The 25,695-nt window shown below is 65.4% G+C and carries 23 protein-coding genes and 2 pseudogenes; 11 read left to right on the top strand and 14 right to left on the bottom strand.

What is annotated here, in order from left to right; translation table 11 throughout:
- Positions 1–356: 356 nt before the first annotated feature.
- The 3 genes from ACQVLG_RS17065 to ACQVLG_RS17055 are packed head-to-tail and all read left to right on the top strand — an operon-like array spanning position 357 to position 2,823.
- Positions 357–851, top strand: coding sequence for a TadE family protein (locus ACQVLG_RS17065; protein ID WP_474290320.1), 495 nt, complete (start codon positions 357–359; stop codon positions 849–851).
- Positions 851–1,456, top strand: a complete 606-nt coding sequence (locus ACQVLG_RS17060) for a TadE/TadG family type IV pilus assembly protein (RefSeq protein WP_230541732.1) — start codon at positions 851–853, stop codon at positions 1,454–1,456. The genes ACQVLG_RS17065 and ACQVLG_RS17060 overlap by 1 nt, the downstream gene beginning before the upstream one ends.
- A complete protein-coding gene (locus ACQVLG_RS17055) occupies positions 1,456–2,823 on the top strand; it encodes a vWA domain-containing protein (protein ID WP_474290319.1) in 1,368 nt (455 codons plus the stop codon). The genes ACQVLG_RS17060 and ACQVLG_RS17055 overlap by 1 nt, the downstream gene beginning before the upstream one ends.
- A gap of 11 nt (positions 2,824–2,834) precedes the next feature.
- On the opposite strand, the gene ACQVLG_RS17050 is transcribed toward ACQVLG_RS17055, so the two are convergent.
- Together ACQVLG_RS17050 and ACQVLG_RS17045 are read right to left on the bottom strand one after the other, a co-directional pair.
- The gene (locus ACQVLG_RS17050; RefSeq protein WP_474290318.1) at positions 2,835–4,691 is read right to left on the bottom strand and encodes an amidohydrolase; all 1,857 of its coding nucleotides are present in this window, start codon (positions 4,689–4,691) and stop codon (positions 2,835–2,837) included.
- A 70-nt stretch (positions 4,692–4,761) separates the two neighbouring features.
- On the bottom strand, positions 4,762–5,415 hold the full coding sequence (locus ACQVLG_RS17045; RefSeq protein WP_474290317.1) for a hydrolase: 654 nt from the start codon (positions 5,413–5,415) through the stop codon (positions 4,762–4,764).
- Positions 5,416–5,634: 219 nt separating this feature from the next.
- On the opposite strand from ACQVLG_RS17045, the gene ACQVLG_RS17040 reads away from it, so the two are divergent.
- Positions 5,635–5,889 carry a hypothetical protein gene (locus tag ACQVLG_RS17040; RefSeq protein WP_230541736.1) on the top strand — a complete coding sequence of 85 codons (255 nt, stop codon included), beginning with the start codon at positions 5,635–5,637 and terminating at the stop codon, positions 5,887–5,889.
- Positions 5,890–5,910: 21 nt separating this feature from the next.
- On the opposite strand, the gene ACQVLG_RS17035 is transcribed toward ACQVLG_RS17040, so the two are convergent.
- From ACQVLG_RS17035 to ACQVLG_RS17020, 4 genes and pseudogenes are all read right to left on the bottom strand, one after another.
- Positions 5,911–7,959, bottom strand: coding sequence for a TonB-dependent receptor plug domain-containing protein (locus tag ACQVLG_RS17035; protein ID WP_474290316.1), 2,049 nt, complete (start codon positions 7,957–7,959; stop codon positions 5,911–5,913).
- A 151-nt stretch (positions 7,960–8,110) separates the two neighbouring features.
- Positions 8,111–9,514: a peptidoglycan DD-metalloendopeptidase family protein gene (locus tag ACQVLG_RS17030; protein WP_474295681.1), complete on the bottom strand. Its 1,404-nt coding sequence runs from the start codon at positions 9,512–9,514 to the stop codon at positions 8,111–8,113.
- A gap of 29 nt (positions 9,515–9,543) precedes the next feature.
- Positions 9,544–9,921: a BlaI/MecI/CopY family transcriptional regulator gene (locus tag ACQVLG_RS17025; protein WP_230541739.1), complete on the bottom strand. Its 378-nt coding sequence runs from the start codon at positions 9,919–9,921 to the stop codon at positions 9,544–9,546.
- Positions 9,922–10,016: 95 nt separating this feature from the next.
- Positions 10,017–11,737: pseudogene (locus ACQVLG_RS17020) on the bottom strand (methyl-accepting chemotaxis protein).
- A gap of 290 nt (positions 11,738–12,027) precedes the next feature.
- Between ACQVLG_RS17020 and ACQVLG_RS17015 the strand changes: the two are divergent.
- From ACQVLG_RS17015 to ACQVLG_RS16995, 5 genes are all read left to right on the top strand, one after another.
- Entirely contained in the window at positions 12,028–13,401 is a 1,374-nt protein-coding gene (locus ACQVLG_RS17015; RefSeq protein ID WP_474290315.1) for a DEAD/DEAH box helicase, read from the top strand.
- A gap of 159 nt (positions 13,402–13,560) precedes the next feature.
- Positions 13,561–14,361 carry a 2-oxo-tetronate isomerase gene (otnI, locus tag ACQVLG_RS17010; protein WP_230541741.1) on the top strand — a complete coding sequence of 267 codons (801 nt, stop codon included), beginning with the start codon at positions 13,561–13,563 and terminating at the stop codon, positions 14,359–14,361.
- A gap of 88 nt (positions 14,362–14,449) precedes the next feature.
- Positions 14,450–15,724, top strand: coding sequence for a proline-rich domain-containing protein (locus ACQVLG_RS17005; protein WP_474290313.1), 1,275 nt, complete (start codon positions 14,450–14,452; stop codon positions 15,722–15,724).
- An 80-nt stretch (positions 15,725–15,804) separates the two neighbouring features.
- Entirely contained in the window at positions 15,805–16,224 is a 420-nt protein-coding gene (locus ACQVLG_RS17000; protein WP_474290312.1) for a VOC family protein, read from the top strand.
- A gap of 108 nt (positions 16,225–16,332) precedes the next feature.
- The gene (locus tag ACQVLG_RS16995) at positions 16,333–16,713 is read left to right on the top strand and encodes a TraR/DksA family transcriptional regulator (RefSeq protein ID WP_230541745.1); all 381 of its coding nucleotides are present in this window, start codon (positions 16,333–16,335) and stop codon (positions 16,711–16,713) included.
- 176 nt (positions 16,714–16,889) lie between these two features.
- Here ACQVLG_RS16995 and phbB read toward each other — a convergent pair.
- Positions 16,890–17,638, bottom strand: a pseudogene (gene phbB, locus ACQVLG_RS16990) (acetoacetyl-CoA reductase).
- A 231-nt stretch (positions 17,639–17,869) separates the two neighbouring features.
- On the opposite strand from phbB, the gene ACQVLG_RS16985 reads away from it, so the two are divergent.
- The gene (locus tag ACQVLG_RS16985; protein WP_150130844.1) at positions 17,870–18,190 is read left to right on the top strand and encodes a hypothetical protein; all 321 of its coding nucleotides are present in this window, start codon (positions 17,870–17,872) and stop codon (positions 18,188–18,190) included.
- Between the two features lie 86 nt (positions 18,191–18,276).
- A complete protein-coding gene (locus ACQVLG_RS16980) occupies positions 18,277–19,143 on the top strand; it encodes a universal stress protein (RefSeq protein ID WP_474290310.1) in 867 nt (288 codons plus the stop codon).
- 21 nt (positions 19,144–19,164) lie between these two features.
- On the opposite strand, the gene ACQVLG_RS16975 is transcribed toward ACQVLG_RS16980, so the two are convergent.
- From ACQVLG_RS16975 to ACQVLG_RS16945, 7 genes are all read right to left on the bottom strand, one after another.
- Complete coding sequence (locus ACQVLG_RS16975; RefSeq protein WP_070224943.1) at positions 19,165–19,524, bottom strand: hypothetical protein; 360 nt, start codon at positions 19,522–19,524, stop codon at positions 19,165–19,167.
- 196 nt (positions 19,525–19,720) lie between these two features.
- Positions 19,721–20,287 (bottom strand): glycine zipper domain-containing protein, encoded by a 567-nt coding sequence (locus tag ACQVLG_RS16970; protein WP_474290309.1) that lies wholly within the window; start codon positions 20,285–20,287, stop codon positions 19,721–19,723.
- Positions 20,288–20,389: 102 nt separating this feature from the next.
- Positions 20,390–21,133 (bottom strand): amino acid ABC transporter ATP-binding protein, encoded by a 744-nt coding sequence (locus tag ACQVLG_RS16965; RefSeq protein WP_474290307.1) that lies wholly within the window; start codon positions 21,131–21,133, stop codon positions 20,390–20,392.
- Positions 21,130–21,822 (bottom strand): amino acid ABC transporter permease, encoded by a 693-nt coding sequence (locus ACQVLG_RS16960; protein WP_474290306.1) that lies wholly within the window; start codon positions 21,820–21,822, stop codon positions 21,130–21,132. Before ACQVLG_RS16960 ends, ACQVLG_RS16965 begins: the two co-directional genes overlap by 4 nt.
- A complete protein-coding gene (locus ACQVLG_RS16955) occupies positions 21,822–22,499 on the bottom strand; it encodes an amino acid ABC transporter permease (protein WP_474290304.1) in 678 nt (225 codons plus the stop codon). Before ACQVLG_RS16955 ends, ACQVLG_RS16960 begins: the two co-directional genes overlap by 1 nt.
- A 20-nt stretch (positions 22,500–22,519) precedes the next feature.
- Positions 22,520–23,350, bottom strand: a complete 831-nt coding sequence (locus ACQVLG_RS16950) for a transporter substrate-binding domain-containing protein (protein ID WP_474290302.1) — start codon at positions 23,348–23,350, stop codon at positions 22,520–22,522.
- Between the two features lie 119 nt (positions 23,351–23,469).
- The gene (locus ACQVLG_RS16945) at positions 23,470–25,602 is read right to left on the bottom strand and encodes a serine hydrolase domain-containing protein (RefSeq protein ID WP_474290301.1); all 2,133 of its coding nucleotides are present in this window, start codon (positions 25,600–25,602) and stop codon (positions 23,470–23,472) included.
- Between the last annotated feature and the right edge of the window lie 93 nt (positions 25,603–25,695).

Below are 25,695 nucleotides of genomic sequence, written 5' to 3'. Positions count from 1 at the left end.
ATTTGCAAGTCAGCATGCTCCTCCGGCGGCAAGGCTGGCACGCCGCTCTTTCCCCATTGCAATTGTTGCTGTTGCAGCATACTCATTTCATCTTTGCAAAAAGCACCATCGGTTCGGCATGCCGGAAATTGCTTAATTATTTTTTAATTTCCGTACGCTCCGCATATTACTCTCAGGAATACAAATTAGGAATGGGCAGCCCGCCATTGACTATGTAAATTATAATAAACTTGATTTCCGTGCATTTTAATGCGAACCTCACTCGCGCAAAGCGCGATAAAATGAGCTGAGGCAAATTGATTTGAATGCATTGCCATAAAACGCAGGCGCGAGCCTTTACCTGGATACCCGAAATGATGCTCAGCAAGGCTACGGCCCGCTTTTCCCGCCCTCCGCCATGCAGCATCCGGCAGGCTGGCGCCACCCTTGTCGAGTTTGCCATCATTGCCCCGGTCTTCCTGCTGCTGCTGATCGGCATGATCGAACTGAGCATGGCCTATTTCGCCAATCTCACCATGCAGCATGCGGTGCGCGAAGGCGCACGCTATGCCGTGACGGGGAACAAGGATCTCGATCCGGCCAGCAGCAACCAGCAGCGCTACCAGGCCGTCATTCAAAAGATGAAAGCCAGTTCCATGGGCATCTACGACAAAGTCAATCCCGTCATCACGGTCAATGGCACCAGCGGCACCAGCACCGGCATGTTCGGCAACAGCGGCGATATCGTCGTCATTTCCGTCGCATACAACTGGAAATTCGCCACGCCGCTGATGGCCGCCTTCTACAAGGACGGCAAATCGCCCTACGTCGTGGCCGCCACCATGCGCAATGAAAGCTTTGGCGGCCTGTGATGCGCTCCCGCCCTCTTGCGCGGCGCGCCGCGCGCGGCATCGCCGCCATCGAATTTGCCATCGTGCTGCCGCTGCTGGCGCTGCTGCTGTTCATGGTGGTCGACCTGTCGCGCGCCATCCAGGCCAAGATCATCCTGCTCAACATCAGCCGCGAAGGCGCCAACCTGGCCTCGCGCTCGACGTCCGACCTGAGCGGCTCAAGCCAGACCATCATGAATGCGCTGGCCGCCAGCACGCCGCCGCTGGACATGAACAGGCGCGGCATGATCTACGTCACCAAGATCATGGGCTACACGGCGAAGAGCGGCTTGCGCAATATCGTGCTGGAACAGTACCGCTGGGACGCCGGCGCCAAGGCCAGCGGCTACCTGCCCGCCAGCCAGGTGTGGCAATGCAGCAGCTGGAGCAATGGCACGTGCACCAGCATCGCCAAGGACGACTATGCTCCCACGGTGGCATTGATGCAGAACCAACTGGCGGACGGCGAACTGATCTACGCCGTGGAAACTTTCTACAATTTCGACATGCTTTTCGGCACCTTGAAAATTGGCAACAGCACGACGCCCATCCTGGGCCCCAACCTGACTTCGATGACGATATTCTGATGCGCATTCCACACAAGCGGCAAGGCGGCCAAGTGCTGATCATGGTGGCGCTGTCGGCCGTCGTCCTGATCGCCTCGGCGGGCTTGGCCATCGATTCGGCCCTCGGCTACTTCGTCAAGGCCAAGCTCAATGCGGCCGTCGACTCGGCCAGCCTGGCGGCGGCGCGCGGCGTTACTACAGGCAACTCCGAAGCGGAACAGCGGGACAGTGCGCGCCAGTCGGCCAAGGAGTTTTTTGACATCAATTATCCGGATCAGTTCCTGCTCTCCACGCCCGTACTGAACCCCGTCGGCGTGACCTTCGACAAGGGCACCGTCACCATCGACGTCTCGGCCACCGCCTCCCTGCCCGTCTCGCTGATGGGCATACTCGGCTTCAAGACCATGAACGTGGCCGCCAGCGCGCAAACCATCCGCAAGGATCTGGACATGGTGCTGGTGATGGATACGTCGGGGTCGCTGAAAAACAATGCGGACGCCGTGCGGGCTGCGGGCATTTCCTTCCTGAATAAATTCAATTCCACCGTGGACCGCGTGGGCCTCCTGCATTTTGCCAGCGGCGCGCAACTCGATCTGCCGATCAAGACAAGCGATCGCGGCTTCAATCGCACGCAGGCTGGCAATGCCATCAATGGCTACAAGTTTGAAGGCGGCACGAATTATTCGGAAGGCATGTGGAATGCCCTTGATCAACTCAAGGGCATCAGCCAGGTCAATCGCTCCAGCCTGCGCGTCATCGTGTTCTTTTCCGACGGCTCGCCGTCCGCCTTTTCCTCTTACTTTTTCCCCGCTACCACGGGCAATTGCACGAAAGCGGGAGCGCTGGCCGTGTACGACGATTTACCATCGAGCGGTTTTGCGACAGATGGACTGTACCGTATCGATGCAACCAGCACCAAGCTCGCGCCCGAGACCTATTGCGCCAGAAACCTGATCAGTGAATTGCCGGCCTGGTATAACGCGCACAATCCTCCCGCCCAGCCGGCCGACGATCCGACGGCACGCGAATTCCCCATCGTGACCACTGCGCCGCGTGCAGTGAGCAAAGATATGTCCACCAGAAAACTTCAGTGGACCAATATGCACCGTGCATCGCGCAACCTGGCAGAAGCGATGGCCAGCAAGGCGCGCCTGGAAAAAACCTACATCTTTACCCTGGGCATGGGCGCCGCGCTGAAGGGCATGGCAGGGCCGGACAATGAAATCGGCGAAGACTTGCTGCGCTGCATGGCCAACACGAGCGATGCGCCAACGCGTTGCCGCAAGCCGGCCGAACCCATGGGCCTGTACTGCTATGCGGCCACCGAAAGCGACCTGAGTCCCTGTTTCACGCGGCTCGCCTCGGCCATCCTGCGTCTTTCAAAATAAGGCCCGGCCGCCTAGAAGGCGAAGCAGCTGCAGCCCAGGGTGCCCCAGAAACCGGAAAAGTCGGCAACCGGCACGGCCGACTTGCGCGCCCGGTCGTGCGCATGCGCATGCACGCCGCAGGCGCCCGCGCACTGGTGCGGCAGCATGGCTTGCGCTTGCGCCGGCCTGGCTGCGGGCCGGTAATGGCCGGGCACCGTGCGCACGGGCGACCACTCGGGCAGCACGGGGATGGCCGGCGGCGCCAGCGCCGTGAATTCTCCCTGGGCGTAGACGACCTTGCCGCCCACCATGGTCAGCACGGATTCGATGGACTTGATCGCCTCTTCCGGCACCGTAAAGTAATCGGCCGACAGCACGGAAAGGTCGGCCAGCATGCCCTCGCGGATGCGCCCCTTCTTGCCTTGCTCGCTGGAAAACCAGGCGCTGCCCGCCGTCCACAGTTCCAGCGCCGTGTCGCGCGACAGTCTGCCCGCCGCATCCGTCAGGGCCAGGCCGCCCACGGTGCGCCCGGAAACGAGCCAGTACAGCGCCGTCCACGGGTTGTAGCTGGCGACCCGCGTGGCGTCCGTGCCGCCGCCCACGGGCACGCCCGCGTCCAGCATGCGCTGCACGGGCGGCGTGGCCCTGGCCGCATCAAAACCGTAACGCTCGACGAAATACTCGCCCTGGAAGGCCATGCGGTGCTGGATGGCCAGGCCGCCGCCCAGCGCTTTCACGCGGTCGATATTGCGCGGGCTGATGGTTTCCGCGTGGTCGAACAGCCAGTGCAAGCCGCCGAACGGCGTGTCGCGGTTGACTTTTTCAAACACGTCGAGCATGCGGCTGATCGATTCGTCATAGGTGGCATGCAGGCGGAACGGCCAGCGCTGCTCGACCAGGTGGCGCACGACCTTTTCCAGCTCGTCTTCCATGCCGGCCGCCAGCTCGGGGCGCGGCTCGAGGAAATCCTCGAAGTCGGCGGCGGAAAACACCAGCATTTCGCCGGCGCCGTTGTGCCGGTAGTAATCCGTGCCGTCGCCGGGCTTGATCATGCCCGTCCACTTCTGGAAGTCCTGCAATTCCGCGCCCTTGTTTTGCGTGAACAGGTTGTAGGCGATGCGTATCGTCAACTGCTCCTTTTGCGCCAGCTCATCGACGACAGCGTAGTCTTCGGGATAATTCTGGAAGCCGCCGCCGGCGTCGATGGCGCTGGTGATACCGAGGCGGTTGAGTTCGCGCATGAACTGGCGCGTGGAGTTGACCTGCAGTTCCAGCGGCAGCTTCGGGCCTTTCGCCAGCGTGGCATACAGGATCATGGCGTTCGGCCGGGCGATCAGCAAGCCCGTCGGGTTGCCGGCCCCATCGCGCACGATCTCGCCGCCGGGCGGGTTCGGCGTATTTTTATCGTAGCCGACGGCGCGCAGGGCGGCGCGGTTGAGCAGGGCGCGGTCGTACATGTGCAGGATGAAGACGGGCGTGTCGGGCGCGGCCGCGTTGATTTCATCGAGCGTCGGCATGCGCTTTTCCGCGAACTGGAATTCCGTCCAGCCGCCCACCACGCGCACCCATTGCGGGTTCGGCGTGCGCAAGGCTTGCTCCTTGAGCATGCGCAAGGCGTCGGCCAGCGACGGCACGCCTTCCCAGCGCAGTTCCAGGTTGTAGTTCAAGCCGCCCCGGATCAGGTGCAGATGCGAATCGTTCAGGCCGGGAATCACCGTGCGGCCAGCCAGGTCGATCAGCTGCGTGGCGGGGCCGCGATGGCGCATCACGTCTTCGACGTCGCCGACGGCGAGGAATTTGCCATCGGCGATGGCGACGGCGGACGCCAGCGGCTGCGTCCTGTCGACCGTGTGGAAACGGCCATTCAGTAAAATCGTGCTTGCGTGCATGGAAACTCCCGGTTCAGGTGAAGAATACCGCCCCGCTGGCGGGCGGCGCTGGCGCGATATCAATGAAAGCTCAATGACCTTCGCTGGCGTTGAACATGGATTTGGCGTAGATCAAGCCCAGGCCATAGCCGCCGCCGTGCGCCACGGCCGTCGCCACCGTTTCATTGTAGGTCTCGCCGCGGGCCCAGTCGCGCTGCAGTTCCAGCAAGTATTGCACGGACGTCATCGGCTGCGCGCCTGCCTGTATCATGCGCTGCATGGCCATCGCATGGGCTTCATCGGAGACGTCGCCGCTGGCGTCGGCGATCACGTACACCTCGAAGCCCTGCGCCAGCGCCGACAGGGCGGGGCCGACGATGCAGACGGAGGTCCACAGGCCGGCCAGCACGATCTTGCCCTTGCCGTAACCGTTCACCTTGTCGGCGATGCGCGCGTCTTCCCAGGTGTTCATGGTCGTGCGGTCGACCGGCGCCTGTTCGGGGAAGACGGACTGGATTTCGTCAAAAATAGGGCCGGAGAACGACTTGGCCGCCACCGTCGTCAAAATCGCCGGCACATTGAATTGCACCGCCGCCTTCGCCACCAGGGCCGCATTGTTGCGCAGCAAGGCCAGGTCGATCGAGCGGGTGGCGAACGCCATCTGCGACTGGTGGTCGATCATGATCAGGGTATGATCGTCAGGGGTCAGCAGTTTTTGGGCGGCTTGGGCGGTGGCGATAGGCATGATGTTTTCCTTGGTGAAAATAATTGAATATAAAAAAAGGGATGTCGTTGTACGGCGCTTCTGCTCCTGCCCTTGCGTCACGCTGTGTGTGCCGGGCCAGTGCTATGCAGTATGGACGAGATACTTTGAAAACAAAAACGGAAAGAATGCCAAGCTATGTGCAATTTTTTCGATAATGAAAAATAGCCGCTGCGGCGGCCCGCAAATCAAGGAGAAAACATGGGATTTGAATTCAGGATCACGGCCAGCCTGACGCCGGAACAGCGCCAGCACCTCGCGCGGCTGCCAGAGCTGGCGGCGCCAGCGCCGCGCCCGCCCGGCAACGCCATGCCCGACACGGACGCCAGGCTGACGGCCGCCGGCCTGTATGTCTGCCAGCACCTGCGCCCGGACCCGTGGCACGGCCTGGACGCCGTGCGCGCCTGGCTCGATGCGCAGGGCATCGCTTACGTCGTCGCGGAGATCGACGACTGAACAAGGCCTACAAGGAGCCTTCTAGCATGACGCGCAGGGTGCGGTAGCTGCCCGTATCGACCGTGCGCAACAGGCTGCCGGCGCCATCCGCATACAGGCTGCGCGCGCGCTCAGGCTGCCGCAGCAGATTGGCGCGCCCGACACGCGCAGGCGCAGCTGGTCGCTGAACTTCCACGAGGCGTACAGGTCCAGTTCGCGGCGGGCGCCCTGCCAGGCCAGCAGCTGGCTTGACTCGCGCCACCGTCCGCCGCCCTGGTAATGCAGATTGCCGCCCACGGTCAAGGGCTTGCTGGACAGCCGGTAATCGGCGCCCAGGTTGGCGCTCCACGGCAGCTGGCCATCGAGGCGGTTGTCCGGGCCGGCGACGGCGTCCAGCGTCGACCAGTTGCGCGCCACGTTCGCCCGCAAGTCCAGCGCGGGGGCGTCCGCCCACAGCGCCACCAACGGCAGCTTCGCTTCCAGTTCGATGCCGCGCACCTGCGCCCTGCCCTGATTGACGGGCATGGCCACCCAGCGCCCCTGGTCCTGGTACAGCCGGTCCAGCATCACGTCGCCGATGCGCCGCAGCGAGGCGCTGGCGCCCAGCATGGCGCCTTCCTCGGGATAGTATTCATAGGCCGCATCGAGGCCCCACGCCAGCTCCGGGCGCAGCGCCGGGTTGCCCTGGTTGTCGGGATTCGCTGGGCTGTTGCCGTTGTCGTTGAGGTAGGGGCGCGGGATCAGCTGGAAAATCTGCGGCGCCTTGTAGGTACGCGTGACGGCCAGGCGCAGCTGATCCTTGCCGGCCAGCTTCCACAGGCTGTGCAGCACGGGGCTCCACACTTGCGCGCGCACGTCGACGGCGTCCGCGCTGCCGGTGGTGCTGGCCGTGCGCCAGGCTTCCCAGCGCAGCCCCAGAGACAGCGACCAGCGCGCGGAGATATCCCATTCATCCTGCGCAAACAGGGCCAGGCGCCGCAGCGTGGCCGCATAGTCTGCGTCCGGCAGCACGGGCGGCCCGCCCGGCGAGAGCTGGCGCTCGCGGCGAAACTCCGCGCGCCGCCGGTGCCCCGCATCCCAGCCCGCCGCCAGCGCGTGCCCCGCGCCCAGCGTCCGGCGGTAGGTGCCGCTGGTCTGCGCGCCCACCTCGTTGTCCACGCCCGCATCGACGCGGCGCACATTCGCCGGCCCGGGCGCGGCGCCGACACCCTGGAACAGATAGTCGCTGCTGCGGTGGTTGACATCGAGGCCCAGTTTCATATCGAGGCTGGCCCCTTGCCCCAGCTTGCGCAGCCAGTGCAGATCGCTGCGCACGGTGCCGCTGTCCTGGCTGAAGGCGGCGTCGTTGTGCGGATAGCCGGTATGGCCGCCCAGGTAAGCCGTTTCCACGACCTGGCGGCGGCTGGCCACGCGGCGCCAGCTGACCAGGCTTTGCCAGGCCAGGCTGTCTTCGCCCGCCAGCGCCCATTGCAGGCGGGGCGCCAGCTCGAACGCATCGCTGGTCACGCGCTCCGTCAGCGGCATATGGCGCACCACCGTGGGCCCGCCAGCGGCATCGTATGCGCGGTTCCATTCATCGAGCACGCCCCGGCGCCCCGTGTGCGCGAGCGTGCCGGCCAGCGCGCAGGACAGGTCGCCGTCCTTGTCCGACCACTGCACGGTGGCGCTGCCGGCGGGCATGCCGTGGCTGCCGGACGCCCCCAGCTTGACAGTGCGCTCGCGCCGCTTGCCCGATTTTTTCAGCACGATATTGATGGAGCCGGCGATCGCCTGGGCGGAAAACTGCGCCGTGGCGGCGCGCATGATTTCCACGCGCTCGACCAGTTCCGGATCCAGGGAGTCGAGCGAAAAACCGGGCGGCACGGGCACGCCGTCGAGCATGACCAGGGTATAACCCTGGCCCAGCCCGCGCAGCTGGAGCTGCCCGCCAGCCGTGCCCGAAGCCGTGCCGCCGATGGTAATGCCGGGCAGGCGCTTCAGGGCGTCGGACAAGGTACGCTCGCCCTGGCGTATCAGTTCCTCGTGGCCGACGACGATGGCGGCGACGGTGTCGTTGCGGCGCTGGTCGACTTTGCCGGCAGTGACCGTCACGGAAGGGAGAACGTCTGCGGCACGGACGTGCGCCGTCCACGGCAGCGCAAGGCTGCACAACAAAATACGCAATCGCATGGGGAATCCTGAAAGGGTTGTGATGGTGTCGGCCGTGCGCTCCCGCGCTCAACCGACCTGCGGCCGGCTCACGCTAATGGCCGAACTGTTCCTTGCGCATGCGCAAGGCGTGCGCGGTGGCGTTGGCATCGAGACCGGCCAGCCACTGTTGCGGGTCCTGCAAGCGCCCGTCGCGGCTGACCTGGAAATGCAGATGCGGTCCCGTCGCCAGGCCGGTGGCGCCCACGGTGCCGATGGCCTGCCCCGCCGTGACGGCCATGCCGGTGGTGAGCGTGACCCGGTCGAGATGGGCATACAGCGACTCGACGCCGCCGCCATGGTCGATGCGCACGGCCTTGCCGAGGCGCGCATCTTCGCTGACGCTGGCGATGCCGTCGGCCGCCGCATGCACGGGCGTGCCGCGCCTGGCGCCCAGATCGATGCCGCGATGGCCCCGCGGCGTCAGCTGGCGCACCACGCCAAAGAAGCCGGTCACGCGCATGGTATCGAGGGGATTGCGCCAGAGCGCTGGCGCCGTCGCCGTCGCAGCGGGCATGGTTGCCGGCGCGGCTGCCACGGCCCACGCCAATGCCGGCTGCAGCGCCAGGCTGGCCGCGCCGATCGCGCACAGCAGCAGCGCCGTCAGCACCCGCAGGGCCGCAGGCGGGCGCCCCTGCCCGTCACGCATGCGCCGCAGGCGCTCGGCCATGCCGCCGCCGCCGAAGGCCAGCCCCGGCAGCGGCTGCGCCTGCAGTCCCAGCTGCCGGACCAGGGCGGCCGCATATTGCTGGCGCTGGCGCGCGGGGCGGCCCGCCAGAACCTGGCGGTCGCAACCGAGCTCTTGCGCCCAAGCCAGCTGGCCGGCCAGCCAGCGCGCGGCCGGATTGAACCACAGCAGCGCCTGCAGCAGAGTGGCCAGCAGCAGGAGCACGGGGTCGCGCCGGCGGGCATGGGTCAGCTCATGGGCAATCACCAGCTGCCGCTGTTCCGGCGTAAATTGCGCCAGGTGCGCCGGCAACAGCAAGCGCGGCCGCCACACGCCCACCAGCATCGGCGAGATCGGCGCGTCCACTTCCAGCACATCCATGCCAGGCAGGCCGCGGCGCCGCGCCAGTTGCAGCAAGGTGCGCAGCATGGCGTGGCCACGCCGCCAGCGCCAGACGGCGCAAGCAACGCCCAGCAGATAGATCAGGCCCCAGGCGGATGGCACCAGGGCCAGCCAGGAAGCAGCCGGTGGCAGCCCGGCAACCGGCGCCGCCATGGCCAGCGGCGCGCCGGGCGCCGTGCCGGCCAGGAAAACGGGCACGCTTACCTCGGGCACCACGCTCAGCTGCCGCGCGTCGGGCAGCAGCGGCAGCACAAACACGGCGGCCAGCACCAGCTGGGCGCCCAGCCACACGCTGCGCTGCGCCGCCAGCGCGGGCCAGCGCCGTTGTGCCAGGCTCAGCATTGCCCACAGCAGCGGGCCCGTCACGAGACAGGCGGCGCTGGCCTGCAGCAGCGCGTGAGAGAAAACAGCAGCATCGCCTATTCCTTTCCCTCGAGCGGCCAGTCCTGCAGCAGCTGCTCCAGCGCCGCCAGCTCCTGCTGGTCCACCAGTTTGCTGCCCGTAAACATACTGACCGGCAAGGGACTATCGATTTCCATCACGCGCCGGCCAAAGTCGTGCGCGAACGCGGCCAGGGTGGCCACCTTGTCCACGTTCGCTTCATACACGAGCACGCCATGCACGCTGCGCTGCAGCAGCATGCCCTTGTCCAGCATGCGCTCGACCGTCTTGCGCGTGGACGAAAACGACCAGCCCAGCTCGTCTTCCACCCTGGCGTGCAATTCACGCGCGGACAGCGGGTGGTCTTTCCACAAGGCTTTCAATAACGACAATTCGGTGACGGAGGGCGTGCTCATGGTGCATCCTTATAGTGACTATTGACACAATTATGCGACAACAGTCACATGCACGCAAGCGCTATTTTGCGACAGTTGTCACATGCACTGCGGCATTAAAACTCGTCCCACTCGTCTTCCCCTGGGCGCTGTTTGCCGGCCGGAACTTGCGGCGCATGGCGCGCCACGGGCCTGGCACTCAGGCGGGCAGGTGCGCGCGCCGCCTTGAGCGGCACGGGACGGCGCACGGCGGGCCGGGGTGACGGCGCCGCGACGGCGTCCACCTGCGCCGTCCTGAACACGGCCACCGCATCGGCCAGCCGCGCCGCCTGCTCCTGCATGGCTTCCGCCGCAGCGGCGGCCTCTTCCACCAAGGAAGCGTTTTGCTGGGTCACATGGTCCATTTCGCTGATCGCCTGGTTGACTTGCTCGATGCCGGCCCGCTGCTCATCGCTGGCGGCCGAGATATGCCCGACGATGCTGCTGACCTTGTGCACGCTGTCGACGATCTCGTGCATGGTGTGGCCCGCTTCGTCGACCAGGCGCGCGCCGCTCTCCACCTGCGCCACCGAGTCGTTGATCAGGGCCTTGATTTCCTTCGCCGCGCCGGCCGATCTTTGGCCAGGTTGCGCACTTCCGTGGCGACGACGGCAAAGCCGCGCCCCTGCTCGCCCGCCCGGGCCGCCTCCACGGCCGCGTTCAAGGCCAGGATATTCGTCTGGAAGGCGATACCGTCGATCACGGCGATGATGTCGACGATCTTGCGCGACGAGTCGTTGATCGAGCCCATGGTATCGACCACCTGCGCCACCACGCTGCCGCCCTTGCCCGCCACGGCGGAGGCCGATGCGGCCAGGCCGTTGGCTTCATGGGCATTCTGCGCGTTCTGCTGCACCGTGCCGGTCAGTTCTTCCATCGACGAGGCCGTTTCCTCCAGCGAACTGGCCTGCTGTTCCGTGCGCGCCGACAGGTCGAGGTTGCCCGAAGCGATCTGGCGCGAAGCCGTGGCGATGGCTTGCGTGCCGCCCCGCACCTCGGTGACGATGCGCAGCAGGCTGGCCGTCATGTCCTGCAATGCCTGCATCAGTTCGCCCGTCTCATCCTTCGAGCGCACGTCCACCTGCACCGTCAGGTCGCCCTGCGCCACCTGCCTGGCCACGCCGATGGCCGAGCGCAGCGGCACGCTGATGTTGCGCGCCAGCCACCAGGCGATCAGGGCGGCCAGGAACAGCGCCGCCGCGCCGCCGCCCAGCAAGGTCCAGTGCGTGCGCGCCTGCAAGGCCGCCGCCGCTTCCGAGCGCTGCGCCAGCAACGCCGTTTCCGCCTGGCCGATCTCGCCCAGCAAGGCCCGCATGGCATCCATGGCCTGCTTGCCCCGGCCCTCCTTTTCCAGCGCCAGCACGGGTTCGATGGCCGCCGTGCCCTGCGCCACGGCGCGCCGCATGGCGATCACGGGTTCGAGCGCGCCGGCCAGCCAGGCTTGCTTGGCGGCATCGAGTTTTGCCAGGCGCTCCTGCTGGGCGGGATTGTCGCTGGTCAGGGCGCGCGCCTTCCCCAGATGCGCGCCGAACGCGGCCTGACCCGCCTGGTACGGTTCCAGCGAGGCCTCCACGCCCGTGATCACATAGCCGCGCTGGCCCGTTTCCATATTGATCAGGCTTTCCAGGATGGCGCTGTTTTCGGCCAGTACCAGGTAGGTGTGGGTGTTGATGGCATTGGCGTCGGCCAGCCGCGCGACATTCAGCGTGGCGACGGTGACCAGGGCGGCCAGCAACAGGACGATGGTGGCAAAACCGCCATACAGGCGGGTGGCGATGCGAAGATCGGCAATACGCATGATAGTCCTCCGGGAGTGAACACCCCGGCGCCGCGCTGAGTCCCGCGAATGGAGTGCTACAGGCAATAATAATGAAAAACGGCATGAAAAGGCGCGCCCTGGCCATGTATTTCTTTTACCTGTGGCATTGCATACTTTAAACAAACTCGGCGGTTTTTTGCCATGCTGTTATACTTCGCGTGTGCGGCACATATGACCAGTCCCCTTGCCGCTGTCTTTCGACCCCTAATCTGATTGCCTGCGACTGGCGCCCCACGATGGCGACAGGCCGATCTCACAATAAAGTTACCATGTCCTTTTCCTCCCTCGGATTGTCCGACGCTATCGTACGTGCAGTTACCGAACACGGCTACACCGTGCCGACCCCGATCCAGTCGCAGGCGATTCCCGCCGTGCTCGCTGGCGGCGACTTGCTGGCCGGCGCACAGACCGGTACCGGCAAGACAGCCGGCTTCACCCTGCCCGTGCTGCACCGTTTGTCCACCGACGCGAATGGCGCTGCCATCACCAGCAACACCTCGACGCGCCCCATCCGCGCCCTGATCCTGGCCCCGACGCGCGAACTCGCCGCCCAGGTCGAGGAAAGCGTGCGCGCCTACAGCAAGTACACCAAGCTGAATTCGGCCGTGATCTTCGGCGGCGTCGGCATCAACCCGCAAATCAAGCAATTGAAGCATGGCGTCGACATCCTCGTCGCCACGCCGGGCCGCTTGCTCGACCACATGGGCCAGGGCACCGTCGACCTGTCGAAGGTGGAAATCCTGATCCTGGACGAAGCCGACCGCATGCTGGACATGGGCTTCATCCGCGACATCAAGAAAGTGCTGGCCGTGCTGCCGCCGAAACGCCAGAACCTGCTGTTCTCGGCCACGTTCTCGGAAGAGATCAAGGCCCTGGCCGACGGCTTGCTGAACAAGCCGGCCATGATCGAAGTGGCGCGCCGCAATTCGACCGTGGAAGTGATCAAGCAAAAGATCCATCCCGTCGACCGCGACAAGAAGCACCCGATGCTGTCCTACCTGATCAAGTCGAACAACTGGACGCAAGTGCTGGTGTTTACGCGCACCAAGCATGGCGCCAATAAACTGGTCGAGCAGCTGGGCGCGGACGGCATCGGCGCCCTGGCCATCCACGGCAACAAGAGCCAGTCGGCGCGCACGCGCGCCCTGTCCGAGTTCAAGGATGGCACCCTGCAAGTGCTGGTCGCCACCGACATCGCCGCGCGCGGCATCGACATCGACCAGTTGCCGCACGTCGTCAACTACGACTTGCCGAACATTCCGGAAGACTATGTGCACCGTATCGGCCGCACGGGCCGTGCCGGCGCCAAGGGCGAAGCCGTGTCGCTGGTCTGCGTGGATGAGCACGAAATGTTGAAAGACATCGAAAAGCTGATCAAGCAAACCCTGCCGCGCGAAGTCATCCCCGGCTTCGAGCCGGACCTGAACGCCCGCGCCCAGCCTGTGCAATTGCGCAGCGGCACCGGCGGCCACCGCAACAACAGCCGCGCGCCAGCCGGCGCCGTCGTGCGCGTGAAAACGGGCGGCAGCGGCGCCAAGCCACGCAGCGCCGGCCCGTCGGGCGGCGGCGGTGGCGGCGGCAACCGTTCCGGCAATGCGCCGCGTTCGGCGGCCTCCCACCGCTCCGGCGGCCGCGGCCGCTAAAACGCAGCCTGAAAGCCCGGCTTTCAGGCCCCGTTTGTCTTTGTCAAAAAGACGACAAAAACCGTTCCAGGACTTGTTTCTGGAACGGTTTTTTCATGCACGCCACTGATTGGCAATTTGGGCTAGGATAGTATCCATCTTCCTCACCTGCGTGCTGCCATGCCGAACTTCGCTGCCAACCTCAGCATGATGTTTACCGAACTGCCCTTCCTGGACCGCTTTGCCGCCGCCAGGGAAGCGGGCTTCGATGCCGTCGAATTCCTGTTTCCCTATGCCGTCGAGGCGCGCCAGATTGCCATGCGGCTGGAACGCCACCATTTGCAGCTGGCCGTGTTCAACTTTCCGCCCGGCGACTGGGAGCACGGCGAGCGGGGCATCGCCTGCGATCCGCGCCGGGGCGAGGAATTCCGCACGAATGTGCAGCTGGCGCTCAACTACGCGCTGGCGCTGGGGGCGAAACAGCTGCACTGCATGTCCGGCATCGTGCCGCCCGGCATGAGCCTGGAGCGGGCGCGGCAAAGCCTGATCGGCAACCTGCAACATGCGGCCGACGCCTGCCGGCCGCACGGCATCAACGTGCTGATCGAGCCGATCAACCGCTACGACATGCCCGGTTACTTTCTGAACCATAGTCAGCAAGCGGCCGACATTATCGCCGACTGTCAGCGCAGCAATATTTTCCTGCAATACGATATTTATCACATGCAGCGCATGGAAGGCGAGCTGAGCAACACCATCCGCGCCCTGCTGCCCCTGATCCGCCACATCCAGATCGCCGACACGCCGGGCCGCCATGAACCGGGCACGGGCGAGATCAACTACCGCCATCTGTTCAAGCTGCTTGACCAGATCGGCTACGCGGGCTGGGTCGGCTGCGAATACCGGCCCGCCAGCGACACCGTTGCCGGGCTGGGCTGGCGCGCGCAATTGACGGGCACAACGGGCACAACAGGCGCCTGATCGCAGCGCGCTTGCGCCCGCACAAGGCGGGCAGCGCAGGCCGGCACGACAATACCTTTCCATACAGTACTCCCTGTCGAGAGGTGACGTGTCCACCCTGCCCGCCCGCCTTCGCCGCGCCCTTTTCCCTGGCCTCGGCCTGCACCTCTGCCTGGCCGTGCTGCTGTGCGGCTGCGCCAGCCCGCGCACCGACCTGGCGCAGGTGCGCGCCCTGGCCGCCGGCACCGATGCCTTGACTGCCTTCAACGAACTGTCGCAGCGCCACGTGGACAGCTACCAGCGCGCCCGCCCCTACCTGTCGCCGACCGAAGACGCGCGCGAACGCCTGCTCGATGCGCAGCGCCGCGCCGCGCAGGCGGACGTCGCGCGCCTGGCGCAGGCCGTGCGCCTGTACCTGCAGGCGCTGGGCCGGCTGGCGAATGCCGATGCGTATGACGTGCAGCCGGAACTGGCCAGCGCCGGCGCCGCCATCCGCGCCTGGCCCGGCAGCGGCATCGACGACCGCCACGTCAGCGCCTACACCGTATTGCTGCAGCAACTGTCGCGCCTGGGCGGGGCGGCCAGCCAGCAGGCACACCTGGCGCAAGTGCTGCACGATGGCGACGCGCCGCTGCAAGCCTTGCTGGCGGCGCTCGACAGCTTGCTGGCGCTGTACGACACAAAAGCGGAGACAACGAGCGCGACATGGTGCTCGGCTTGCTCGAGGTGGAAATCGCGTATGCCGACACGCCGCAGCAGCGGCTGCTGTCCGTGCTGGCGAAAAACATGCAACAAAGCAAAACCGAAGAATACCGGCTGCTTGGCCTGCGCCACACCCTGGCACGCCGGCAACTGGCGGCACTGGCGCGCGGCCATGCCCAGCTCGCCGCCGCCCTCACCACCACGGAGGCAAGATGGACGGATCAGTAAGCAGGAGCAGCGAACGCCGCGAAGCGGCCCTGAGCAGCGCCATGCGCGTCGAGCAACTGGCCGACAGCCTGTCGCAGGCGGCCGTCACCCTGCATGGCGCCGTCATGCGCGCCATCCGCAAGCGCGCCAGCCAGGGAGAAAACGGCATCAGCCACAGCCAGGCACAGGCCGTCTTCGCCCCCTGGAAGTGGCCTTGCGCCAGCAAGCCAACCAGCTGTATGCCGATGCCGCCGGGCACACGGTGGCCGGCCTGGAAACGGCGCAGCGCCAGCTCAGCGGCCTGCTCGACACGGTGCGTTTGCGCATCGCCCGCAACGATGACGTGCGGCACTGGATCAGCCTGGCGACGAGCTTGTTGCACCTGGGCAGCGCCGTCCTCGCCGGCAATCCCGAGCGCATCCTCGGCACCCTGGGCAAGGTGCGTGAGCGGCTGCAAGAGATGACGCCGGAGTGATTGAAATCGGCCGGCGAACGCCTATACTGGGACGTCCCCGCCTGGCAATCGTGCCGGCGGAACCACCAGAGGAGGCCAATATGCGTATCGAACCGTATTTGCAATTCAATGGAAATTGCGCGCAAGCGCTGGAATATTACCGCCAGCACCTGCATGGCGACAACCTGTGCCTGATGCCGTACCGGGGCACGCCAGGCCAGGAGCAAGTCAAGGAAGACTGGTACGACAAGATCATGCACGGCTCCGTGCAGCTGGGACCGACCATGCTGATGGGTTCGGACGGCGGCTGCCAGGAAGATGGCGCCAGGGGCATGAGCGGCAGCTCGGTCTGCCTGACCGTCGACACGCCGGAAGAGGCGGAACGGGCCTTCGACGCGCTGGCGCGTGACGGCAACATCCAGATGCCGATGCAGGAAACGTTCTGGGCCAAGCGCTTCGGCATGCTGAAAGACCAGTTCGGCGTGGCCTGGATGGTCAACTGCCTGAAAGAGCCAGCATAGAACGGCCCGCGCCTGCCTGCGCCGCGTCAAACGCGGCGCGGGTAGTAGCGCAAGCAGAAGCGCCCATCCTGGACTACCATAGAGGAGAGACGCCTATCGGGGACAGCCATGAATGGATTGCCACAAGACCAGTTGCAGCGCCTGCAGGGCGTGCTGGAGCAACGCAAGCTGGCGTTGCTGGAACAGATCGAGAATGAAACGGCCGAGGCCGATGCGCGCGCCTCGCTGCTCAATGAAGTCGAAGCTTCGCCGGCCGACAATGCCAGCGTGCGCACCCTGAACGCCCTCGTCAGCGAAGCGGCCGAGCACAACCTGGCGCAACTGGCCATCATTAAGCACGCGCTGGCCAAGTTTGCCGACGGCAGCTACGGCCTGTGCGACAACTGCGGCGAAGCGATCGGCCTGTCGCGCCTGAACGCGCGCCCCGAAGCCCGGCTGTGCATCGATTGCCAGACGCGGCTGGAAAAAGCCCGGCGCCCGCTCCCCTGAGGGGGAGCGTCACGGCGGCGCAACAACAAAGGGCAAGGCATTGCTGCCCTGCCCCCTGTTTTCCAGCGTGACTACCATGCTGCCTGCCGTCCTCCGCCAGCGTCTGTGCGCCGGCTGGATGGACGGGTCTCCTCTACTGCCATTGCCCTGCTTCAAATATCCAGCTGCACGCCCGATCAACTCATGTGCTGTCCGCCATTGATGGCGATGTTCGCGCCCGTGACGAACGCCGCCTCGTCGGATGCCAGGTAAGCCACCAGGGCCGCCACCTCGTCCGGCTCGCCCAGGCGGCCCAGGGGAATCTGCGGCAGGATCTTCGTTTCCAGGATATCGGCCGGCACGGCCGTCACCATCTGCGTGCGCAAATAGCCGGGCGAAACCGTGTTGACGGTGATGCCGTGGCGCGCCACTTCCAGCGCCAGCGCCTTGCTGAAGCCATGCACGCCCGCCTTGGCGGCCGCATAGTTGCACTGGCCAAACGCGCCCTTCTGGCCATTCACGGACGAGATATTGATGATGCGGCCCCAGCGATTGGCCAGCATGGGTTCCAGCACCTGCTTGCTCATGTTGAACAGGCTGTCGAGATTGGTGCGCATGACCTCGGACCAGTGCGGCAATTCCATCTTGCGCATGCTCTGGTCGCGCGTGATGCCGGCGTTGTTGACCAGCACGTCGATGCGGCCGAACTGCGCCAGCACCCTGCCGACGGCTTCGCTGCAGGCAGCAAAGTCCGTCACGTCGAGCGCCAGCGGATGAAAATAATACTGCTGTGCCTGCTGCTCGTCGAGCCAGCTTTCCACCCGCGTGTGTTGCCCGGCGTATGCGCCGCCACGACGGCAAAGCCCGCCGCATGCAGGCGGCGGCACAAGGCCGTGCCCAGGCCGCCCATGCCCCCCGTCACCAGCGCTACCTTTTGTTCCTTCATTGCTGTCTCTCCCCGCTTGTTATGGTTGTTCTGCGTGGGATCAAGTGTAGGTGGCGCTTTTGAAGCGGACATTGCGCCAGATCAAAGGCCCGGTCTGCTTATTGCCGCGTTCGTCTGCGCTGTGTCCATATGCTAAAAATTATCAAAATCATACTCATCGGAGAGGTGATGGCACCTCGGCGGGCAAGGCAGATAATCCTTGCCTGATGGCATGATCCAAAGGAGAGCGCGATGGAAATCCAGGACGACACAGAAGCATTGAGGGACTTGTTCAACGACATCAATCCCGGCATGAGCGACGTGGAATCGGTGCATCAGGCGGAGCTCGATCCACAGCATGCGCTGGCCCTGATGGCCAACCCGAAAGCGGCGCTGAAAGCCATGGGCATCCCCGTCAGCGATGCCTCGCAAGTGCAGGTGACGATGAAGAACCGCGCCAGCCGCGCCATGCTGGAGGTGGCGCAAAAAGCGGCGCAATTGCGGCGCGTCATCGTCATCGTGATTCATTACCGCAACTGCGACGCCGACATCATCATCATCGCCATGAGCTGAAGCGGCAGGCGCTGGCCGCAGTCGTGCGCGGCCGGCGCCCCGGACTGTGCCAGAATGGCCACTACCGCACAGCGAGAGGCCAGGCCATGACGTACAAGACCGTATTGCTCCACATCGACGACAGCGCCGGACGCGCCGCCCGCATCGCAGCGGCCGCCAGCATCGCCCAGGCGTGCGGCGGCCACCTGACGGGCGTGGCCCTGACGGGCGTGTCGCGCCTGCTGTACCAGAACCAGCCCGACCTCGATGCCGACCCGAACCTGAGCTTGCATTTGAACTTCCTGCGCGAGCGGGCCACGCGCGCCCTCGACGGTTTCGAACAGCAGGTGCGCGCGGCCGGCGTCGTCTCGTACGAACAGCGCGTCGTCGACGACGAGGCGGCGGGCGGCATCAGCCTGCTGGCCCGCTATGCGGACCTGGTCGTCATCAGCCAATACAATGCCAAGGATAAATCGCCGTCCGTGATGCGCGACTTTCCCGCCTATGTGCTGCTGCATTCGGGCCGCCCCGTGCTGATCGTGCCGTATGCGCCGCCGCTGCCCCTGCTGGCGCCGCCGGCAGCGGCGCGCAATGTGCTCATTTCCTGGAACGCCAGCAAGGAAGCGAGCCGCGCCGTGAGCGCCGCCCTGCCCCTGCTGCAGCGCGCCGGGCAAGTCCACGTCGCCATCTTCGACGCCCAGGTACACGCGGCCGAGCACGGTGAACAGCCGGGCGCGGAATTGCTGCACTACCTGGCGCGCCACGGCGTGGAAGCGCGGCTGCATTTGCTCGATGGCGGGGGCGTGCGGCGCGGCGATATCGGCGAGGCCCTGCTGTCGCAGGCCGCCGACCTGTCGGCCGACTTGCTGGTGATGGGAGCGTATGGCCATTCGCGCCTGCGCGAAACCATCCTCGGCGGCGTCACGCGCACGATTCTGCAGAGCATGACGATTCCCGTGCTGATGGCACACTAGCGCGCTGCAAAGACGGCAGGGCTAGCCGCCCTGCCAGGGCTGGCTGCGGATCTTCGCCACCTGGCGCTGCGCCAGCCACTGCCACAGCTGCAGCGCGTCGTCCTGCGGCAGGGCCGACATGTGGCGCGGACTGGCCAGGGCGATTTCACAATCGCGGTCCGACCATTCCTCGAAAGTGACTTCGCCTCCGCTAGCGACTTCGACCTGATACATCAAGCCGTCGTCGTAGCCAAAGCGCAACAAGACGGCGGCCGGGCTGCCGTCCGGCGTGACGGCACCGCCCCGGTACACCTCGGCCAGCGCATCGGCCAGCTGTGCCGGCGAGGGCGCGCAGATGTCGCGCCCATCGGCCCGTGTCAGAATGAACCATGCCTGTGTCATGACGCGCCCTCCTATCCATACTCGTTAGCATGCGAGGCAAGTACTACGGGCAGTCACCTTGGTCCAGTGTCACTTCGGGCGCGCGGAAACTATCCCTGTCGGCATTGTTTACCAATAATTACTCATACTAACAAGGATCATACCTAAATTTCGTGCAGCGCGGAATTTATGCCTTTTGCACCACAGAGGCGGCGATTCACGCCACCAGCACGGGAATGCTGAGCGGGTCGAAGTCGAGCCAGTCGCCATTGGCGATCGTGCCTTCCGCTTCCTCGATATGCTCGGCGCCCAGCCGGTGCAGCGCCTCAAGCGCCCGTTCGCGCTCGTCGAGGCCGCCCAGCGCCACGGCGATCAGCATGCCCGGATGGCGCGGCTGGCGGCGGTTTTCGCCATTCCCGTCGCCGTTCTTCTCGGCTTCGCCCGCCTCCTTCATCTTGTTGAAACTGTAGAGCGAGCCCACGTGGGCGCCCACCAGCGCCCCCACCACCGGCCCCAGCGGCCCCGTCGCCAGGGTGGTGGCCGCGCCGATGCCCGCCCCGACGGCGGCCCCGACCGCCACGCCTTCCACCACGCCCGTGGGCGTCTCCCGGGCGCCGGGCGACACGTCGCGGTCGCCGCCGAGCGCGTGCAGATCGTGCTGCCCCGGCTGGTTGACAAAGAACGCGCTGATGCGGCTGTCGGAAAAGCCCGCCTGGTTCAGGGCGGCGCGCGCGGCGTCGACCTGTTCCTGCAACTGAAAATGACCTGCGATGATGCGTGACATGATACGGCCCTCCTGATCGGCTGCGGGCGCACCATGCGCCACGCCTCCAGCGTGCGCTCACCAACCGCGAAATACCGTTCGATTACGCACACAGCCGCTCACTCATGCGGATACGCCAAACGGGCTGCGGATATCCGACAGGAATTGTTGTGCGCGCGCATGTTGAGGCCGCGCAAAGAATTCCTCGGGCGTGGCCCGCTCCAGCACTTGCCCGTGGTCCATGAACCAGACGCGGTCCGCCACTTCGCGGGCAAAGCCCATCTCGTGCGTCACGCACACCATGGTCATGCCGCCCTGCGCCAGGTCGCGCATCACTTGCAGCACCTCGCCCACCATTTCCGGGTCCAGCGCGCTGGTCGGCTCGTCGAACAGCATCAGCGGCGGCTGCATGGCCAGCGCGCGGGCAATCGCCACGCGCTGCTGCTGGCCGCCCGACAAGGCCGCCGGCATGGCGCGCGCCTTGTGCGCCAGCCCCACCCGTTCCAGCAGGGCCAGCGCGCGCTCCTCCGCTTCGCGCCGGGTCAGGCCGCGCAAGCGCTGCGGCGCCAGCGCGCAATTGTCCAGCACGGAAAGGTGCGGAAACAGGTTGAATTGCTGGAACACAAAACCGATATGCGAGCGAAAGGCATTCACGTCCAGCCCCGGCGCGTGGATATCCTGGCCCGCCACCGCGATGCGGCCCGAAGCGATCGGCTCCAGGCGGTTGATGGTGCGGATCAGGGTCGACTTGCCGGAGCCGGACGGCCCGCACACGACCAGCACCTCGCCCTTGGCCACGTGTTCATTGATCTCGCGCAGGGCGTGATACTCGCCATAGTATTTGTTGACGTTGTCAAAGGTAATCATCTAGCCGCTTTCAAGAGTCGCGCCTGGCGCCGCTCGAGCCAGAAGGCGGCGCGCGACAGGCTGAAACACAAAACAAAATACGTCATGCCCAGCAAAAAATACACTTGCACGGGCTTCGTCAGCACCAGGCCGTTCACTTGCGAAGCGATGAACGACACTTCGGCCAGGCCGATGATGTAACCGAGCGAGGTTTCCTTGATGGTCGAGACGAACTGGTTCACCAGCGAGGGCAGCATGTGGCGCAGCGCCTGCGGCAGCACCACCTGGCGCATGCTGTCCAGATAGTTCAAACCCAGCGAACGGGCCGCCTCCACCTGCCCGCGCGGCACGGCTTGCACGCCGGCCCGCACGATTTCCGCCAGATAAATGCCGTCGAAAATGACGAGGGCGGCCAGCATGGTGCCGAATTGCCCGCTTTCATGTCCCGTGATGCTGGGCAGGAAGAAATACGCCCAGAAGATGACCAGCAGCAAGGGGATGCCGCGCACCACGTGGATCAGCGCGGCGACGGGCCAGCGCAGCAGGCGCCAGGGACTCAGGCGCGCCAGGCCCAGCAGCAAGCCGAAGGGCAGGCTCAGCACCAGCGCCAGGCTGGCCAGCACGACCGTCAGCGCCAGGCCGCCCAGCGGCCCCTCGGGATAGCGACCGACGAGAAAATACAGCCAATAATCGTGCAGCAGTTCCAGCATCAGGACACCTTCCTTTGCAGCAAGGCCGCCAGGCCCGCGATCAGCAGCGAGACGGCCAGGTAGGCCGCGCTGGCGAAGACGAAGGCCTCGACGCTGCGGAACGAGGCCGCTTCCACGCGCTGCGTCTGGTACATCAGCTCGGCTACGCCGATGACGGTGGCGATGCTGGTGTTTTGCCACAGGGTCAGGGTTTGCGACAGCAGCGGCGGCGCGGCCAGCCGCAGCGCCTGCGGCACGATGCAGAGGCGCATGGTGGCAAGAAAACTGAAGCCCAGCGCCCGGCCCGCCTCGAATTGCTGGGCGGGAATGGCGCGGATGCCGCTGCGGATGTCTTCCGCCATGTAGGCGGCCGTATATAAAGTCAGGGCCGTGACGGCGCTGACGGCTTCAATATTGCCGGCATACAAGCGCTCCTTCCAAGAGTCGGGCAAGAGTTCGGGCGCGCCGAAATACCAGAACAGGAAGTGGGCCAGCAACGGTACGTTGCGGATCAGCTCGACATACGCGGCGCCCAGGCCATTGAGCAGGCGCGACGGGGCGAGGCGCAGCATGGCCACGCCGCACGCCAGCGGCAGGGCCAGCAGCAAGGTAATGCCCATCAGTTGCAGGGACAGCAGCAAGCCGGAGACGAGCCAGTCGCGGTAGTCGCCGGCCAGCAAAAAGTTCAGATCAAACATGCGGAAGCGTCAGGCAAGGTTCAGGCGTCAATCTTGTCCGATTCGATCTTGAATGTGCGTTTTTGAAACTTGACGTTGCTCGTGGGGCCATACCATTTGAAAAACAGTTTTTCCGCCTCGCCCGACTTTTCCAGCCCGCGCAGCACCTGGTCGACGGCCGTTTTCACGCCCTTCTCGCCTTTGCGGATACCGAAGGCAAACACTTCCTCGCTGATGTTTTGCGGCAGCACAATATAGTCCTTTTGCGCGGCGCCCAGCTTGGCGTAATTATTCAGCAGCGAGACTTCATCGTCGACATAGCCGACGCCCTTGCCCTGCTGCAAGCCCAAATACGCCTGGCCCGCCGTCTCGAACGTCACCACCTCCACGCCGGGCACGGCCTTGCGGATATTCGGTTCCTGCGTGCCGCCCTTGACGGTCAGCACTTTCTTGCCGGCCAGTCCCGCGACCGTCGTGATATTGCTGCTCTTTTTGACCAGCACGCGCTGGCCCGTGTAGAACGTGGACAGCGAGAAATCGACGAGCGCTTCGCGTTCCTTGTTGTGCGTCAAGGATGCCGTCAGGATATCGATGCGGCCCTGCTGCAATTCGGGAATGCGGGCGGCCACGGCCAGCTGTTTGATCACCGGTTTGACGCCCAGGCCCTGGGCGATGGCGCGGCACAGGTCCACTTCATAGCCGACCAGCTGGCGCGACCTGGCGTCGATGAAACTGTTCGGCTCGTCCGTGCCCAGGGTGCCGCAGACCAGCTCGCCCTTCGCCTTGATGGCGGCCAGCTGGTCCGCTTGCGCCACCTGGGTGAAGGCGATGCTGGTGAATAACAGGGCGGCGAAATGAAGACGGGTCTGCATGGGATTCCTCTGGTGGATAACGAATGCCGCCATTAGACCGCAGCGTCCTTATTTCCAAAAAGGAATCTTTTCAGCCTTGCTTATGAAGAATTCATCTAAGGCATCAGTGAAGACCTCAGCTAAGGCGCCAGCGCCTTCGTCTCGCCGCCGAGGCGCAGGATCGCCGCCCTGGCCCCCACGGCGCCCGGATAGCGGGGGTCAAGCTGCAATGCCTGGCGGTAAGCCTCGACGGCCTGCGGGCGCAAGCCTTGCTCCACATAAAACTCGGCCAGACTGTCGTGCAGGTTCGCGTTCTGCGGATGCAGGCTGACGGCCGCCTGCAGCACGGCCATGCCTTGCGCCACGGCGCCGCTGCCTTTCAATCGATACGCTTCCAGGTTCAGCGCCGCCGGACTGGCCGCGCCCAGCGGATCACGGGCCAGCGACACGCGCAGGGCGGCAAGGGCCGGTTCTGTCTTGCCGGCGCGCAGCAAGGTCAAGCCTTGCAGCGCATGCGCGCCGTCGCTGAGCGGATACAGTGCCACGGCCAGGCGGCCGGCCGCCAGCGCCGCCTCCGCTTCGCCGCGCGCGTCCGACGCTTGCGCCAGCTCAAGCAGCTCGGGCACGAAATCGGGATAGGCGCGCTGGCTGCGGAAGGCTGCGCGCAGCTGGCCATCGATTGCGGCGATGGATACGGGGGCCTGCGGCCAGGCGATGGCGGCCGTGCGGTCCCAGCTGGCGGCCAGGGCCACGATGGCTTGCTCGAAGGCGGGATCGAAACGGGGCAAGGTGCCGGACGCTTTGCCTTGCGACAACAGAATATAGTCGCGCGCAAACGCCAGCGCGCCGCCGCGCGAGTAGGTATCCAGGTCGGCGCCCGATTCGCGCAATGCCCCGGCCATGCTGGCGCCGGCCGTGAGAAACACGCGCCCGCCCGCGGGATGGCGGGCCGTTTCGATGAAGGCGCGCGCGGCCGTGGCGTCCGGCGCCAGCGCTTGTTGGTTGATTTGCGCAAAGGCTGCCCGCGTGGCGGCCGCATCCGCATACGCTTGATCCGTGCGCTCGGCGTAGGCCCTGCCTTCCTCGAACAAGCCTTGCGCCACCTGGTAAGCGCGCTGCGCGCCCGCGTCGGCGATATACGTGTTCAGCTGCCACGGTTCGCCCGTGACCACCTCGAACAGGTGCTGCACGAAGGCTTCCGGATTGACGCGCTCGAGATTGGACGCGACGGCAAGAGTGAGCTTGCGCGAGGGAAAGCTGTACAGATAGGTCACGGTTTCCGGCTGCTGGCCGCTGTGCGCAATGGCGTAGCGCCCGCCCGTCGGCAGGATTTCCCAGCCCATGCCGTAGTGCGTCAAGCGGCCCGCGCGCGTGGCCATCGGCTGCACCATGGCCGCCACGCTGGCCGCCGACAGAATCTTGCCTTCATGCACGCCCCGGCCGAAGGCCAGCATGTCGGGCACGCTGGCGCGCGTGCCGCCGGCGGAAAAGCGGCTGCTGATGTCGACGAATTCCGAATTCTTCAACGCCGTGCCGGCCAGCCGGTAGCCGCGCACGCGGTGGGCGATCACGGCGTCCGGGTCGTCCAGCACGGTGGCGTCCATGCCCAGCGGCCCCCACACGTGGCGCCGCATGTAGCCGCCATAGCTTTCGCCCGAGGCGCCCTCGATGACGGCGCCCAGCAAGTTGTAGCCATAGCTCGTGTAGCGGAAGCGCGTGCCCGGTTCGGCCACCAGGTCGAACTGTTCGAAGACGGCGATGGACTGGCGCGTATCCTTGTGCTCCTTGAAATGCTGCTCCGCCTGGCTATTGCGGTAGGCGTCGATGCCGCCCAGGTGGCCCAGCAACTGGCGCACCGTGACAGTAAACGGTTTGACGGGGAAGTACGGCACATAGGTTTGCACGGGCGCATCGAGGTCGATCTTGCCCTGCTCGGCCAGCTGCAGGACGGCCACCGCCGTCATGGGCTTGGTGACGGACGCCAGCCGGTAGCTGGACCGGGCAGTGGCCGGCACGCGGTTTTCCAGGTCGGCATAGCCATAGCCTTTTACCCATTCCACGTCGCCCTGGCTGAACCCGACGGTCACGCCCGGCATGCGCTGCGCGGCCATGCGCCGGGCCACCCAGCCGTCGAAGTCCGCCAGGCGCGCGGCCAGCGCGGGAGCGGGAACAGCAGCGGGAACAGAAGAGCGGGGGCGGCCTGCGCCACGCCGCAGAACAGCGCCAGCGCGCCGGCGAAACCGTAGTATTTGCTGCTTTGCATAATCAGTCATTCCCTGGTGAGGGCCGCGTCCACCACGCGGCGCTGATGCATGATAAGCATCATGCCAGCGCCATAGGCGGACGATGCACGAAATGCACGCGGA

This window comes from Janthinobacterium sp. TPC_1, from assembly GCF_056037845.1.
The sequence above is the reverse complement of the archived record's forward strand: the minus strand, read 5'-3'. Positions and strand labels throughout refer to the sequence as shown.

Coding starts and splice junctions, on each gene's coding strand:
- ACQVLG_RS16950 (WP_474290302.1), bottom strand. CDS start 23,350: ATGCAGACCCGTCTTCATTTCGCCGCCCTGTTATTCACCAGCATCGCC.
- ACQVLG_RS17065 (WP_474290320.1), top strand. CDS start 357: ATGCTCAGCAAGGCTACGGCCCGCTTTTCCCGCCCTCCGCCATGCAGC.
- ACQVLG_RS17025 (WP_230541739.1), bottom strand. CDS start 9,921: ATGAGCACGCCCTCCGTCACCGAATTGTCGTTATTGAAAGCCTTGTGG.
- ACQVLG_RS16960 (WP_474290306.1), bottom strand. CDS start 21,822: ATGCTGGAACTGCTGCACGATTATTGGCTGTATTTTCTCGTCGGTCGC.
- ACQVLG_RS16970 (WP_474290309.1), bottom strand. CDS start 20,287: ATGTCACGCATCATCGCAGGTCATTTTCAGTTGCAGGAACAGGTCGAC.
- ACQVLG_RS16955 (WP_474290304.1), bottom strand. CDS start 22,499: ATGTTTGATCTGAACTTTTTGCTGGCCGGCGACTACCGCGACTGGCTC.
- ACQVLG_RS17060 (WP_230541732.1), top strand. CDS start 851: ATGCGCTCCCGCCCTCTTGCGCGGCGCGCCGCGCGCGGCATCGCCGCC.
- ACQVLG_RS17055 (WP_474290319.1), top strand. CDS start 1,456: ATGCGCATTCCACACAAGCGGCAAGGCGGCCAAGTGCTGATCATGGTG.
- ACQVLG_RS17000 (WP_474290312.1), top strand. CDS start 15,805: ATGCGTATCGAACCGTATTTGCAATTCAATGGAAATTGCGCGCAAGCG.
- ACQVLG_RS17015 (WP_474290315.1), top strand. CDS start 12,028: ATGTCCTTTTCCTCCCTCGGATTGTCCGACGCTATCGTACGTGCAGTT.
- ACQVLG_RS16975 (WP_070224943.1), bottom strand. CDS start 19,524: ATGACACAGGCATGGTTCATTCTGACACGGGCCGATGGGCGCGACATC.
- ACQVLG_RS16985 (WP_150130844.1), top strand. CDS start 17,870: ATGGAAATCCAGGACGACACAGAAGCATTGAGGGACTTGTTCAACGAC.
- ACQVLG_RS16945 (WP_474290301.1), bottom strand. CDS start 25,602: ATGACTGATTATGCAAAGCAGCAAATACTACGGTTTCGCCGGCGCGCT.
- ACQVLG_RS16965 (WP_474290307.1), bottom strand. CDS start 21,133: ATGATTACCTTTGACAACGTCAACAAATACTATGGCGAGTATCACGCC.
- ACQVLG_RS17045 (WP_474290317.1), bottom strand. CDS start 5,415: ATGCCTATCGCCACCGCCCAAGCCGCCCAAAAACTGCTGACCCCTGAC.
- ACQVLG_RS17050 (WP_474290318.1), bottom strand. CDS start 4,691: ATGCACGCAAGCACGATTTTACTGAATGGCCGTTTCCACACGGTCGAC.
- ACQVLG_RS16995 (WP_230541745.1), top strand. CDS start 16,333: ATGAATGGATTGCCACAAGACCAGTTGCAGCGCCTGCAGGGCGTGCTG.
- ACQVLG_RS16980 (WP_474290310.1), top strand. CDS start 18,277: ATGACGTACAAGACCGTATTGCTCCACATCGACGACAGCGCCGGACGC.
- otnI (WP_230541741.1), top strand. CDS start 13,561: ATGCCGAACTTCGCTGCCAACCTCAGCATGATGTTTACCGAACTGCCC.
- ACQVLG_RS17040 (WP_230541736.1), top strand. CDS start 5,635: ATGGGATTTGAATTCAGGATCACGGCCAGCCTGACGCCGGAACAGCGC.